The 13,739-nt window shown below is 38.5% G+C and carries 12 protein-coding genes; all 12 read left to right on the forward strand.

All coding sequences use genetic code 11. From position 1 onward, the window contains the following. Positions 1-113: 113 nt before the first annotated feature. The 12 genes from F752_RS0102000 to F752_RS0102055 all read left to right on the forward strand — a co-directional run bounded on the left by F752_RS0102000 (position 114) and on the right by F752_RS0102055 (position 13,738). Entirely contained in the window at positions 114-1,148 is a 1,035-nt protein-coding gene (locus F752_RS0102000) for an SDR family oxidoreductase (protein ID WP_017730050.1), read from the forward strand. A 119-nt stretch (positions 1,149-1,267) separates the two neighbouring features. Further along, positions 1,268-2,395 carry a DegT/DnrJ/EryC1/StrS family aminotransferase gene (locus F752_RS0102005; RefSeq protein WP_152424995.1) on the forward strand — a complete coding sequence of 376 codons (1,128 nt, stop codon included), beginning with the start codon at positions 1,268-1,270 and terminating at the stop codon, positions 2,393-2,395. Between the two features lies 1 nt (position 2,396). After that, positions 2,397-2,984: an acyltransferase gene (locus F752_RS0102010; RefSeq protein ID WP_017730052.1), complete on the forward strand. Its 588-nt coding sequence runs from the start codon at positions 2,397-2,399 to the stop codon at positions 2,982-2,984. A 129-nt stretch (positions 2,985-3,113) separates the two neighbouring features. Further along, complete coding sequence (locus tag F752_RS0102015) at positions 3,114-4,052, forward strand: Gfo/Idh/MocA family protein (RefSeq protein WP_017730053.1); 939 nt, start codon at positions 3,114-3,116, stop codon at positions 4,050-4,052. Between the two features lie 103 nt (positions 4,053-4,155). Beyond that, positions 4,156-5,394, forward strand: a complete 1,239-nt coding sequence (locus tag F752_RS0102020) for an oligosaccharide flippase family protein (protein WP_026135451.1) — start codon at positions 4,156-4,158, stop codon at positions 5,392-5,394. Then, the gene (locus F752_RS0102025) at positions 5,381-6,448 is read left to right on the forward strand and encodes a D-glucuronyl C5-epimerase family protein (RefSeq protein WP_017730055.1); all 1,068 of its coding nucleotides are present in this window, start codon (positions 5,381-5,383) and stop codon (positions 6,446-6,448) included. Before F752_RS0102020 ends, F752_RS0102025 begins: the two co-directional genes overlap by 14 nt. After that, positions 6,445-7,737, forward strand: a complete 1,293-nt coding sequence (locus tag F752_RS0102030) for a hypothetical protein (protein ID WP_017730056.1) — start codon at positions 6,445-6,447, stop codon at positions 7,735-7,737. The genes F752_RS0102025 and F752_RS0102030 overlap by 4 nt, the downstream gene beginning before the upstream one ends. A gap of 10 nt (positions 7,738-7,747) precedes the next feature. Continuing rightward, positions 7,748-9,058, forward strand: a complete 1,311-nt coding sequence (locus F752_RS0102035) for an O-antigen ligase family protein (protein WP_017730057.1) — start codon at positions 7,748-7,750, stop codon at positions 9,056-9,058. After that, the gene (gene wecB, locus F752_RS0102040; protein WP_017730058.1) at positions 9,015-10,100 is read left to right on the forward strand and encodes a non-hydrolyzing UDP-N-acetylglucosamine 2-epimerase; all 1,086 of its coding nucleotides are present in this window, start codon (positions 9,015-9,017) and stop codon (positions 10,098-10,100) included. Before F752_RS0102035 ends, wecB begins: the two co-directional genes overlap by 44 nt. An 11-nt stretch (positions 10,101-10,111) precedes the next feature. Further along, positions 10,112-11,281: a glycosyltransferase gene (locus F752_RS0102045; protein WP_017730059.1), complete on the forward strand. Its 1,170-nt coding sequence runs from the start codon at positions 10,112-10,114 to the stop codon at positions 11,279-11,281. A 61-nt stretch (positions 11,282-11,342) separates the two neighbouring features. Next, on the forward strand, positions 11,343-12,533 hold the full coding sequence (locus F752_RS0102050; RefSeq protein ID WP_201766045.1) for a glycosyltransferase family 4 protein: 1,191 nt from the start codon (positions 11,343-11,345) through the stop codon (positions 12,531-12,533). Next, positions 12,530-13,738, forward strand: coding sequence for a DegT/DnrJ/EryC1/StrS family aminotransferase (locus F752_RS0102055; protein ID WP_017730061.1), 1,209 nt, complete (start codon positions 12,530-12,532; stop codon positions 13,736-13,738). Before F752_RS0102050 ends, F752_RS0102055 begins: the two co-directional genes overlap by 4 nt. Position 13,739 lies beyond the last annotated feature (1 nt).

A 13,739-nucleotide genomic window follows, 5' to 3' on the forward strand; every position in this document is an offset into this window, starting at 1 on the left:
TCTTTGCAGCCTCAACAGCCGGAGGCAAAAAAAACGTTCGGACGTGTAAGGTTTTAACACTGTTTATTCTTAATTAAAGAACTGCCCGTTGCAACTTTACTGTTGAGACCTCAATGCAATATAACAAATTACAGAAGTCAGAAAAACAAGCCCTAGCTGATTTGCAACAACTTCCCCAAATACAAAACCAGAAAGTACTTGTTACCGGCGGAGCAGGCTTTATCGGCTCCCATCTGGTTGACAGGTTTCTGGAATTGGGTAATGAGGTGGTGTGCCTGGATAATTTCTCTACCGGCTTCAGAAGAAATATAGAACAGGCCCTGCAAAATTCCCTTTTTTCGCTGGTGGAAGGCGATATCCGTCATCTTGATACCTGCAGAGAATTGATGACTGGAGTCGATTTCGTTTTTCATCAGGCGGCCTTGGGGTCCATTCCCCGCTCCTTAAAAGACCCTGTTACGACCAATGAAGTAAATGTAAATGGCTTCATCAATGTACTAATGGCAGCTAAGGAGGCAGGGGTTAAGCGCTTTATTTATGCCGCCAGCTCCTCTGCTTATGGGAATCATCAGGGATTACCAAAAGTGGAGGACCAGATTGGCCAGCAGCTCTCTCCTTATGCGGTAAGCAAATATGTAAATGAATTGTATGCAAAGGTGTTTGGAAGTGCCTACGGCATGGAAACTATCGGATTACGGTATTTTAACCTCTTTGGAGAACGACAGGATCCTAATGGGGCTTACGCTGCGGTAATTCCGCTCTTTATCAAATGCATTCTTCGCGGCGAATCTCCCCTTATCAATGGCGACGGCACCCATTCGCGTGACTTCACCTATGTAGAGAATGCAGTTGAAGCTAATATATTGGCAGCGACTACCAATAATCCGGCAGCCATTAATGAGGTTTTTAATATTGCCTGCGGGGAATCTACTACCCTGGTTCAACTTATCGACTATATTCTTCAATTTCTACAAGCTCACTTACCTGATAAGGAAATTTCTATTACCTTCGGCCCTGAAAGACCAGGCGATATCAAACATTCCCTGGCGGATATTAGTAAAGCCCGCACTATTTTAGGATATGAGCCAGCTTACAATGTTGAAAAAGGATTGGGAAAGGCCTTGTCCTGGTACATGGCCCATATTTAATAGAATTACAGGAATGTAAGTTTAATCCACAAATTACCTCATTATGAGGCTGTTAAATCATGGTATTAATTGTAAAAGAGTTTGAAGCAAATGTATATTTGCATTCTGTTAAATAATTTATGCAACAAATAGAGATGGTTGACCTTAAAGGTCAGTACCAGCATATTAAAGAAGAGATAAACGCAGCTATTATTGCGGCAGTGGAGGAAGCTGCTTTTATTAATGGCCCTGCCGTAAAAGCTTTCGCGAAAGAGCTTGCTGAGTATAATGCAGTCAAACACGTAATCCCCTGCGCCAATGGAACAGATGCGCTGCAGATAGCTATGATGGCTCTTGGCCTGCAGCCAGGCGATGAGGTGATTGTGCCTGCCTTTACGTATGTAGCAACTGCCGAAGTAATTGCTCTGCTGGGCCTGAAGCCTCTTTTTACAGAAGTAGATCCGGCTACCTTTAATATTGATGTTAAACAGCTAAAAGAAATGCTCAGTCCCCGCACCAAAGCCATAGTACCGGTGCATCTTTATGGGCAATGTGCCGATATGGAGCCTCTGCTTGCCTTTGCAAAAGAACACCAGCTTTTTATCATCGAAGATACCGCACAGGCCATAGGAGCAGAATACAACTTCAGCAACGGAAAAGCGCAGAAAGCTGGCACCATGGGAGAGATAGGGGCTACTTCCTTTTTCCCCAGCAAAAACCTTGGCTGCTATGGCGACGGAGGAGCGCTCTTTACCAATGATGATGCCATGGCAGAAAAGCTGCAGATGATCGCCAATCACGGTCAGAGGGTGAAATATTATCATGAAGTGGTGGGGGTGAACTCCCGCCTCGATACCATTCAGGCTGCTGTACTGCGGGTTAAGCTCCGGCAGCTCAACAGCTATATTAACAGCAGGCAAAAAGCAGCGGCCTATTATGATAAAGCCCTTGCGGCTGTAGAAGAGCTGGAACTTCCCTTCCGCAGCCCTTCCTCTTCTCATGTTTTTCACCAGTACACGCTAAAGATCAAAAACGGGAAGAGAGATGCGCTTAAGGAATATTTAGCCGGTAAAGGAATTCCTTCAATGGTATATTATCCTGTACCTCTTCACCTGCAGCAGGCTTACCAGAGCAGGGATTACGGCAAAGGAGCTTTCCCAGTTTCCGAGCAACTGAGTCAGGAAGTTATTTCACTTCCCATGCATACTGAACTTACAGAAGAGCAGTTAAATTATATCACCACCTCTGTTCAATCTTTCTTTACCTGATATGTCAACCGAAAAGAACTTCTTTAGCCACGAGACGGCCGTCATAGATGCTGGCTGTGAAATAGGAGAGGGCACTAAGATATGGCACTTCTCTCATATTATGAGCGGCTGCATTATTGGCAGGGGCTGTAATATAGGGCAGAACGTGGTAGTATCGCCGGAGGTAGTGCTGGGAAATAATGTAAAGGTGCAGAACAATGTCTCCATCTATACTGGCGTCACCTGCGAAGATGATGTGTTTCTGGGCCCATCGATGGTCTTTACCAATGTTATTAATCCTCGTAGTGCAGTAAACAGAAGAGGAGAGTATGCCCGCACCCGTGTAGGCAAAGGAGCCAGTATAGGCGCCAATGCTACCATCGTCTGCGGCCACGACATCGGCGAATATGCCTTCATTGGAGCAGGTGCCGTGGTTACAAAAACCGTACCCCCTTATGCCCTGGTGGTGGGAAATCCCGCCCGCCAAACAGGATGGATGAGCAGGTACGGACATAAACTGGAATTCAATCATGAACATATCGCCACCTGTCCGGAGAGTGGCGAAAAATACCGCCTGCAGAACGGAAAAGTAAGTGCTGTAGATGCGTAATAGAAATGAACCTAAACCAGCCATCTGGTAAACCATAATAATATCTTTCTGTAAGGAAGCCGGTAAATAGGATAAGGCAGATAAATAATCCCCCTGCAATAGCAGGAATAAAGCAAAGAATAAAAGCAGATGAAGAATTTTGCAATCATTGGAGCAGCAGGCTACATTGCTCCCCGCCACCTGAAAGCCATCAAAGACACAGGCAATAATTTAGTGGCAGCCCTTGATAAGTTCGATAGTGTAGGCATTATGGATAGTTATTTTCCGAATGCTGATTTCTTTGTTGAATTCGAGCGTTTCGACCGCCACCTCGAGAAGTTAAAGTATGAGAAGGACATGGTGCTGGATTATGTAAGCATCTGCACGCCCAACTATCTGCACGACTCCCACATCAGGATGGCCCTCAGAAGAGGAGCTGATGCCATCTGCGAAAAACCCCTGGTACTGAACCCCTGGAATATCGATGCCCTTGCACATATAGAAAAAGAGACGGGAAAAAGGATCAATAACATTCTGCAGCTAAGGGTGCACCCGAGCATTATTGCTTTAAAGGAGAAAATAGAAAAAGGGCCAAAGGATAAAAAGTACGAGGTTGACCTGACCTACTTAACCTCCAGAGGACACTGGTACTTTACCTCCTGGAAGGGAGATGTATCTAAATCAGGAGGTATTGCCACCAATATTGGGGTTCACTTCTACGACATGCTGGGCTGGATATTTGGGAAGGTCCAGGAAAATGTGGTACATGTACATACACATGACCGTGCTGCCGGTTACCTGGAATTCGAGCGGGCAAGAGTAAGATGGTTTTTAAGTATTAATTACGATCTACTTCCCGCAGCCGCCAGGGAAAAAGGAATGACCACCTATCGCTCTATTACAGTGGAAGGGGAGGAAATTGAGTTCAGCGGGGGCTTCGGCGATTTGCACACCAAGAGCTATGAAGAAATCCTGAAGGGCAATGGCTTCGGCCTTGATGCTGCCAGACAGTCCATAGAAATAGTGCATGAAATAAGGAATGCAGTCCCAAAAGGACTTGCAGGGGAGTACCATCCTCTGGCAGAATAGTAAACTCATAAGCTTCTCCTACTTAAATTGTAAGGAAATCCACAGGATGTATTTAAGGATTCAGGGATTCATTAATGGAAGGTCAATATATTTTAGAAATATATTGACCTTAATTACCGGAACAACTTTATCCCAGCTTATACCTTTACTTATTACTCCCCTGCTCACGCGGCTTTATTCGCCAGAAGATTTTGGTCTGGTAACAATGGTTTTGGGAGCTGCTAACCTTTTAACTATTGTGTTTACCTGTAAATACGAAGCTGCTTTGATTCTTCCGAAAAAAGAAGAATTAGCTAGGACGCTTTTTCAGGCAAGTATTTTATTATGCTTGGCTTCTTTCTGTGTTTCTGAGTTTTTATTGTTCCTATTTAGCGATTTAATTTCAGGAACATTCAACCTTCAACAAGCCCCTTACTGGTTACTATTTCTCATTCCTGCTCTAGCCCTTGTTCAGGCTGTTAATCTGGTCCTTCAGAACTGGGTTGTTAGGAACGAAAAATTTAAACTACTATCTTTTAATAAAGTAATAGAAAGTGGTTCCTATTCTGGCAGCTCTGTTGTATTGGGCATATTAAACAATAGCCTTGGACTTATTATTGGCAGGCTAACCGGACAAATTTGTGCCATCTTCTTCCTTGGTTTAACGTTTATTAAGAGCGCCAATAGCTTTAAATTCGCTTCCTTCCAAAAAATCTTTTTATCACTAAAAGAATACAAAAAGTTTGTGTTTTACTTTATGCCAGGAAGCCTTTTAAATAAAGCCTCAGTTGATTTAAACTTCTTGCTGTTTGGAATATATTTTGACAATGCTACTGTTGGGTTCATTGGATTAATCAACAGAATTGCCTCAGCACCTGCTTTTCTTATTGCAAATTCGATAGGAAACGTTTATAGGAAGCAGGCTATTAATGAAGTTCATGAAACTGGTAGCTGCTATCAAACATATAAAAAAACATTTATCGTTTTAGTTTCCTTAGCAATTATTCCTTTTGGTGCAGTTTTCTTTCTTGCCCCCTATTTCTTTGATTTGTTCTTTGGAAGTGGCTGGAGTGAGGCAGGAAAATTTATGCAGGTCCTAACTCCTCTGTACTTTCTCCAATTTGTAGCCAGTCCTCTTTCTACAACTTTTATTGTCCTTGAAAAACAAGAATTGAACTTTGGCTGGCAGTCTGGCCTGGCTGTAAGTACTATGATTGCGGTAGTAATTGGAGGAATCAATCAAAGTGTTTATATGGCTTTAACAAGTTACTCAGTTACTTACAGCCTTTTCTATGTTGTTAACCTGTACATCTCTTATTATTTATCGAGACAGACAATAGTTATAAATAATGTACAAAATTAAACTGCACATAACTTTAATAACAATATCTTTAATTATTGCTATTTTAATATCAGATCTTGCTGAGCCATATGTAGCAAAACCTGCTATCAGCTTAATGTCCTTAGTACAACATGGAAAATGGAGCCAGCAAGAGGTTGACCAAAAATATGTTCCAGCTGTTTTATATAATAGGTTGGACAAAGAATACTTTTACAACCCTGTCTACATAGGAGTATATGGCCTTTACTACTACAACAGATGGCTCGAAAATGGGAGGGACAGCTATTTTCTTGATTATTATACCATTTACCCACCAAAAGACATTAACCATCAACAAGCTTTTATTAATATTGCTGATTGGTATTGCAGAAACGTGGAGGTTCAAGATTTTGATTCAATCCCTTATGGTATTTGGACCTATCCTTTTAAATGGCCAATATACAATTTAAAACCTGGGTGGGTTTCAGGTATGGCACAAGGTCTAGCCATTCAAGTTCTTATTAGGGCCTATGAAGCTACACATGAAAAGAAATACTTAGATGTCGCTTCCCTAGCTTTAAACTCCTTTCTTGTTCCAATTGAAGAAGGAGGTGTTACAATAAAAGATTCCCCAACTGAATGGTGGTATGAGGAGTATGCAAGTAAAGGGGCTATAGAATCACGTGTGTTAAATGGAATGGCACATACCCTTATAGGAATTAGAGAATACCATAGTTCACAAAATGATAGTCTTTCAGAAGCTTTATTTCAGAAAGGATTAAATTCTTTAGTAAAACAGGTTAAAAAATATGACACCGGTTGGTATACTTACTATGATCAACAGGAAACGATCGCCAAGTACAAATATCATAATATTAACATTAATCTGGTAAGGTACTTATATGCGATTACTGGCCATGAGGAATTGAAAGTTTATCAAAATTGGGAGAATTATAACAATCACTTTATTGTGAGAGAATTTATTAAGCAACCACCCAATTATTTTGATGTTGCAATAATTCTTATTTGCTTTTTCCTTTGCTTAGTTCTAAGCTATTTTATTTTAATGCTTTACATTTTAATAAAAGCGAAATGATAGCCGTAAGTAAACAAAGGGTGTGGCTTATTTTTTTTACTGCCACTTATGCATTACTACTCTATTTTCAATTAGGTGTAATAATTGCTCCTGAAGTAGGAGAGGCTTATCCTGCCTACACCATTAAGGATAATTCCTGGATTAATGTACTCAGCTTCGTAACTGTAATAGGTTCAACTTTCCTTGTTAGACTTCAAGAAAGGATTGATAATATAATTGTTAACATATTATACACCATAGTTTTTATACCTTCTCTCGTCTATATCCCACTTGTAACTTCACTGCCATTAACAGAAAAAATATTTGCACTTCTAGTCCTGATACTTTCAATGATAATTTTAATGTATGGGATTCGGTTAAAAAGTACTCCGGTAAACCTAAAACTTATCCAGTTGCGGTTTCCTAAGCTTTTTATTGCTTTACTTTTTTTCTTTTTTATAGCTTACTTGATAATTAGGTTAGGGCCTCCAACACAGCTTGTTAATCCATTTGATGTTTATGGCAAACGCGCTGAGTTTAAGGAGTCATTAAAAGAGGTTAATGACCTTATTGTTAGTTATTCCTTTACCTGGATTTCTTATGCCTTAGCCCCAATTCTTATAACTATTGGATTAAATAAAGAAAAGCAGTTAGCCAAAGTCCTCTTCATTTCATCTGGCTTTATTGGATTACTTATTGTTTATTTATATTCCGGCTTAAAGAGCAGTCTCTTTTCTACGTTTTTTATTTTAGCAATATACTACCTAACAAAAAGGAAACTGAATTTTACGCTAGCTTGGCTTCAGTTCGTTGTTATTTTCTTTTCAGCTGCTAATATCCTCTATTTTGTTGGTGCTAAGTACATTGCTTTACATGTAGTAAGACGCTTTTTTGTGATACCTGGAATGAATTTCAGTTTTTTTTACGAATACTTCAGTCAAAGCCCTAAGGTAAAACTCAGCCATAGTATTTTTTCAAGTTTTGTAGACTATCCCTATCATGCCGATCCGCCACATTTGATTGGGGAAAAATATTATGGATCAATAGAGACCTCTGCCAATGCAAATTATTTAGCAGATGCTTTCAGTAATTTTGGGATCATAGGATGTGTTTTATATTCCTTCTTATTGGTTATTGTTATTAAAGTTTTACAATCATCAACAAATAACCTTTCTCACTCTCTTGTGCTCCCTTCTATTTTTATTATTATTTACTCATTGGCAAACTCCGGTTTATTAACTGCGCTCCTAACATATGGTTTAATCCTTTATATATTAATAGTTAGACAGTTAAATAAAACAAGCATCTGAGATAGGCCGAATGAACAAAACTTCTGAAAATTTAATATACTATTCCTTTTTAGTGTTATCATTCTCTATTTCTTTTCCGAGAGAAGTATCTCAGGTATTCCTGATAATATTTTTGATAGCAGCTTTAGGAAATGGGATATACTGTAATGCTCTTTCAGAAACCGTAGGAAAAATTATCAGAAATCCTCCTGCAATTCTTGGCATAGTCTTTTTTGCATATAATGTACTTTCTCTATATTGGACCGACGAGATAAGTAAAGGTTTTTTTGCGCTTGAAAAAAGACTGAGTTTACTCCTCTTCCCCATTGTTTTTACTCTACTTTCTACACAATCTATTACTTTTAAAAATAAGGATTTTAAAATTAAAATGGCGTTTGTGTATGGAACTTTCCTATCATCTTTACTCTGCTTAGCTTTGGCTCTTTACCAGGCGTATTCGCAGGAAGGCACCGCAATTTTTAGTATTGCTTATCTTGAACATATATCAAGAACGGTAAATCAAGGAGGAAACTTTTTTTTTGGGAGCTCTTTTTCAAAATTCCACCACCCTTCCTATTTCTCCATGTACATTGTTTTTGCTATTTCAATTGTTCTGGAAAACCTTGAAGGTAAAAAAGGCATTAACTTCGCTTCCCTTTTTATAATTCTCATATTTTTAATTATGCTCTTCCTTTTATCTTCAAAAGCTGGAATAATAAGTCTTCTTCTTTTAATACTTTATATTATATATAGATTTAGAGAGACGATTTTTGCAAGATCTATTTTTAAATATAGCATTGCTGTAACTGTACCGCTATTATTACTTTTCTTAATTTTAAGTCCCAGATTCCACTCTTTTATAAATGAGTTTAAAAATGGAAATAGATTAACGAATAGCACGGCAATAGATGTTTCGAGCTCAACTTTAAGGTTAATGACCTGGAAATCATCTATTATTGTGATAGAAGATAACTTTTTTACCGGAGTTGGTATAGGCGATAGTCAAAAGGCGCTACTTGAGGTGTATAAAGAGAATAATTTTATTGAAGCCTTCAATAACCATTTGAACTCTCACAACCAGTATCTTGATACTTTTATTAAAACAGGAGTCGTTGGTTTTATAATTCTTATTTTATGGTTGGTAGTAGGTATTAAACGGGTTATCCCAAATAATCAAATCTCTAACTTTTTCTTTTTCATACTAATTCCATTTAATTTTCTATTCGAAACAATGCTTGCTAGATATTCAGGCATAATATTCATCTGCTTCTTTTATTATTACATTACAACCATTCTAAATGAAAATAGCAACTATCGTAGGGGCAAGACCTCAGTTTATTAAAGCTGCCGCTGTAAGCAGAGAGTTAAGCAACCATTCTGAACTGAAGGAAATCATCATTCATACCGGTCAGCATTTTGACCAGAACATGAGTGATATCTTTTTTAATGAAATGCAAATTCCCCAGCCTCATTACCAGTTAGCGGTTTCAGGGGGCTCCCACGGTAAGAGCACAGGCAGAATGCTAGAAAAGATTGAGGAAGTGCTTCTTTTAGAAAAACCAGATGCAGTTTTAGTTTATGGAGATACTAATTCAACCTTAGCAGGCGCTTTAGCTGCCAAAAAGATTCATATTCCTTTGGTTCATGTTGAAGCTGGTCTCAGAAGTTTCAATATGAGGATGCCAGAAGAATTAAATCGTATTTTAACTGACAGAATATCTGACTTATTATGTTGTCCAACAGATGAGGCTGTAAAAAATCTTGAAAAAGAAGGCTTTAATAATTTTGCCTCTCACATACGTAAGACAGGCGATGTAATGTATGATGTAGCTTTATTTTACCAAAGCAACTCTACTCCATCTACACAAATTCAGGAATTATGTGAGGAGTCTTCTCCATTTATTCTTGCCACCATTCACCGGGCTGAGAATACTGATAACATTGAAAACTTACAATCAATTTTTGAAGCCTTCAATGAAATTAACACTCAAACATCTGTCATTTTACCCTTACACCCAAGAACTAGAAAGATTGTTGAGCAAAATGATATTCCTGTTAGCTTTAAGCTTATTGATCCTGTCGGATATTTTGACATGATTCACCTGATACAGAAAGCTGCCCTAGTGATGACAGATAGTGGAGGATTACAAAAAGAAGCATTTTTCTTCAAGAAGAACTGTGTAACTTTAAGAGAACAAACAGAATGGACTGAATTAGTAGAAAATGGTTTGAATGTGCTGACTGGTGCTGATAAATCCAAAATTTTAAGTGCCTATAAACACATGCTGCACAAATCGTCAAACTTTGACATTAACCTGTATGGAAAAGGCAATGCCTCTGCACAAATAGTAAAAGCCATACAACAAACTATTTTATCATATTAGAAAATTAAGTTTTGGATATTTATAATCTCCATATTGTTGCCGGTCCTGCAGATATTCGAACATCAAGCAGAATTTTGAAAGAAACTAAAAGCTTGATGGATTTAGGCCTTTGCACAAAAATCGACATTCTGGCTCGCTGGGAACCGGGTTATGAAGCTGTTGAAATTATTGATGAAAACAGGAAAATCATTAGAATAAAGTCAACTTCCACCAAGAGAAATAAGACCTCCTATAATGAGTTATTAAAATATACCTCTTTTTTAAAGAGCGCGCAAAAATTTATAAGGTCTCGGAAATACCAATTCATTAACGTTCATTCTCTTCATGTTTTACCAATTGGCGTTGCCTTAAAGTTAAAGAATGGTGGCGCGCTTATTTATGATGCACATGAATTGGAAACTGAGGTAGCCGGCTCAAGCGGTATGAAAAGAATCCTGGCAAAAATGGCAGAACGCCTTCTAATAAAGTTTGTTGATGAGCTAATTGTCGTATCGCCATTAATTGCTGAGTGGTACAAAAAAGAATATGGCATACAGAAGGTAACGGTTATCAGAAATATCCCTTATAATGAAGCTCTTCCTGCACAACATGACAACATTCTAAAGAAAGAATTTAACATTCCTGAGGGTGATATCCTCTTTCTTTACCAAGGGGTAATTTCAGAAGTCAGGGGCTGCCATAAGGTTCTTTCTGTATTTAAAAAACTCCCTGAAAATTACCATATATTATTTATGGGATTTGGTCCGATGGAACATGAAATCAAATCCGCCTCAGAAATAAACTTGAATATTCATTATAAGTCAGCAGTACCCTCATCAGAGGTTAAAAACTATACCCGTACTGCAGATATAGGGATTCACTTTATCAATGTGGATGGTATACTAAATCATCAGTATTGTTTACCAAATAAGTTTTTCGAATACCTGTTAAATGGCCTGCCAGTTCTAGTGAATAGTAAAGCAGAAGAAATGGCCGCTATAGTAAATGAACATAAAGTAGGATTCCTAATTGATACAGATGAGTTTAATGAGGAAAAGATAGTTGAATACATTAAAAGTATCTCGAAAAAAGCAATAAAAGAGGCTAAAGAAAACCTCCATAGTTACATAAATTCTTTGGGATGGGAAATTGAGGCCGTACAGTATAAGAAAATTTACGAAAAATATCTGAAGGAATTGTAGCGCCCGTGTTCTTATGAATATTCTACTTATAAATCATTATGCCGGCTCACCCAACTATGGTATGGAATACAGACCCTACTATTTAGCCTATGAGTGGTCGAAAAAAGGCCATAATGTAAGGATTATTGGCTCTACATTCTCTCACCTAAGATCAAGCCAGCCAGACAGTAAAGGAAAAGTAACGCACGAAGAAATAGATGGAATTGACTATTACTGGCTTAAAACACCTCCTTATAAAGGAAACAGCCTAAGCAGAATTAGGAATATTTTTTCTTTTGTACAGAAACTCTTTTCCCAAAAAAAAGATTTTCTGACAGATTTTGCCCCAGATTTAGTTATTGCTTCATCAACTTATCCTTTAGATATTTTTCCAGCAAGAAAAATCGCAAATGATTATAAGGCTTTATTATGTTTTGAAGTGCATGACTTGTGGCCTCTCTCTCCAATGGAGATAGGGGGCTATCCAAAGCTTCATCCATATATTATGTTTTTGCAGTTAGCCGAAGATTTTGCATATAAAAACTCAGACTTCGTTGTTTCTCTTCTACCGAAAGCGAAAGATCATATGATAAGCCGAGGCATGTCTGGCAATAAGTTTTACTACTTACCAAATGGGTTTTCTCTGGAGGAATGGATGAAAAATCAGAAGCCCCCACAGAGCCACTTAGAAGTTTTAGAGGGGTTAAAAGAAAAAAGGAAATTCATAATAGGATATGCAGGAGGCCACGCTTTATCTAATGCACTTGGAACTCTTCTTAAAGCGGCAAAACTATTAAGTAAAAAAGCCTCTATTGCTTTTGTTCTAATTGGAAAAGGGGTTGAGAAGGAAAATCTAATTAAAATGGCCACTTCTTTGGGATTAGAGAATATTATATTTCTACCTCCCGTTCCGAAAAAAAGTATTCCGGGTGTTCTACCCTATATGGATGTGCTATATATTGGATGGGCAAGAAATCCACTTTACCGTTTTGGTATCTCTCCCAATAAACTAATTGATTATATGATGGCAGCGAAACCCATAATACATGCGGTAGATGCTGGAAATGATATAGTGAAAGAAGCATCCTGTGGTTTTTCTATCTCGCCTGAGGATCCTCAACAACTTGTAAAAGCCATTCTTAAAATGGAGGAGTTATCAGAAGAGGAAAGAAAAGAGATGGGCGAAAAGGGGAAGGCATTTGTCTTAAAAAACCACAACTACGAATTATTGGCTGAACAGTTTATAGAAATTGCATCAAGTTTAAACAAATGATACCATTCTCACCCCCCCATATTGGAGAAAGTACGCTTTCCCTTATTAAAGAAACCCTTGAATCTGGCTGGATAACCACCGGACCTAAAACTAAACTGCTGGAGCAGAAAGTGGCAGCTTACTGTGGCAGTAAGACAACCTACTGTGTTAATTCTGCAACTGCCGGACTTGAATTAGTCCTCCGGTGGTTCGGAGTAGGGCCCGGTGATGAGGTTATTCTGCCAGCCTATACCTATTGTGCCACAGCAAACGTAGTGGAACATTGTGGGGCAACACCGGTCTTAGTGGATATTGATCCTAAAACTTTTAACATCTCTGTTTCTGAAGTAGAAAAAGCCATTAATTCCCGTACAAAGGTAATTATGCCGGTAGACTTTGCTGGTTTTCCCTGCGACTACAATGCCTTAAATAGCCTTGTCAAGAGAGCAGAAGTAAAATCACAATTTTCTGCAGCTACTGAAATACAGGAAAAACTCGGACGTATTCTTATTCTTTCAGATGCCGCTCATTCTTTCGGTGGAAAGCTAGGTGGTAAACTTTGCGGCTCCCTTACAGATATTTCAGTTTTTTCCTTTCATGCTGTAAAAAACTTTACTACTGCTGAAGGAGGGGCCATTGCCTTTAACCTCCCAGAAGAGTTTAACCCTCAGGAGGTATACCAATACTTCAATACATTTGCATTACATGGCCAGAACAAAGATGCTCTCGCCAAAACGCAGAAGGGGAACTGGCGATATGATGTACTTATGCCAGGTTATAAGTGCAATATGACAGACCTTCTTGCCTGCATTGGTTTAGCCCAGATTGACCATTATGAATCTGAAGACCTTGCAAAAAGAAAAGAAATCTTCTCTTATTACACCCAATCTCTTGTGGGATGTTCGTGGGCTGAAATTCCAACTTTTAAAGAACAGGAAAGAGAATCATCCTACCACCTGTACCCTCTGAGGCTGAAAGGAGTTTCTGAGGAAACAAGGGATAGGATTATACAAAGCATCTTCGATAAAGATGTTGCTGTTAATGTGCATTTCATACCCCTCCCCATGCTCTCGTACTACAAAAAGGCTTTCGACATAATAGATTTTCCTGTTGCCTACGATAGCTATTCAAGAGAAATCTCCCTGCCCGTTTATTACAATTTAACTCCTGACCAACAGTCTAAAGTCATTCAGGCGGTGATTGATAGTGTTGAAGAAAATATTTAAG

Source organism: Nafulsella turpanensis ZLM-10 (assembly GCF_000346615.1).
GTDB lineage: Bacteria > Bacteroidota > Bacteroidia > Cytophagales > Cyclobacteriaceae > Nafulsella > Nafulsella turpanensis.

Bases quoted from the DNA above. Each gene is read 5' to 3' on its own strand.
- F752_RS0102000 (WP_017730050.1), top strand. From the start codon at position 114: ATGCAATATAACAAATTACAGAAGTCAGAAAAACAAGCCCTAGCTGAT.
- F752_RS0102005 (WP_152424995.1), top strand. From the start codon at position 1,268: ATGCAACAAATAGAGATGGTTGACCTTAAAGGTCAGTACCAGCATATT.
- F752_RS0102010 (WP_017730052.1), top strand. From the start codon at position 2,397: ATGTCAACCGAAAAGAACTTCTTTAGCCACGAGACGGCCGTCATAGAT.
- F752_RS0102015 (WP_017730053.1), top strand. From the start codon at position 3,114: ATGAAGAATTTTGCAATCATTGGAGCAGCAGGCTACATTGCTCCCCGC.
- F752_RS0102025 (WP_017730055.1), top strand. From the start codon at position 5,381: ATGTACAAAATTAAACTGCACATAACTTTAATAACAATATCTTTAATT.
- F752_RS0102030 (WP_017730056.1), top strand. From the start codon at position 6,445: ATGATAGCCGTAAGTAAACAAAGGGTGTGGCTTATTTTTTTTACTGCC.
- F752_RS0102035 (WP_017730057.1), top strand. From the start codon at position 7,748: ATGAACAAAACTTCTGAAAATTTAATATACTATTCCTTTTTAGTGTTA.
- wecB (WP_017730058.1), top strand. From the start codon at position 9,015: ATGAAAATAGCAACTATCGTAGGGGCAAGACCTCAGTTTATTAAAGCT.
- F752_RS0102050 (WP_201766045.1), top strand. From the start codon at position 11,343: ATGGAATACAGACCCTACTATTTAGCCTATGAGTGGTCGAAAAAAGGC.
- F752_RS0102055 (WP_017730061.1), top strand. From the start codon at position 12,530: ATGATACCATTCTCACCCCCCCATATTGGAGAAAGTACGCTTTCCCTT.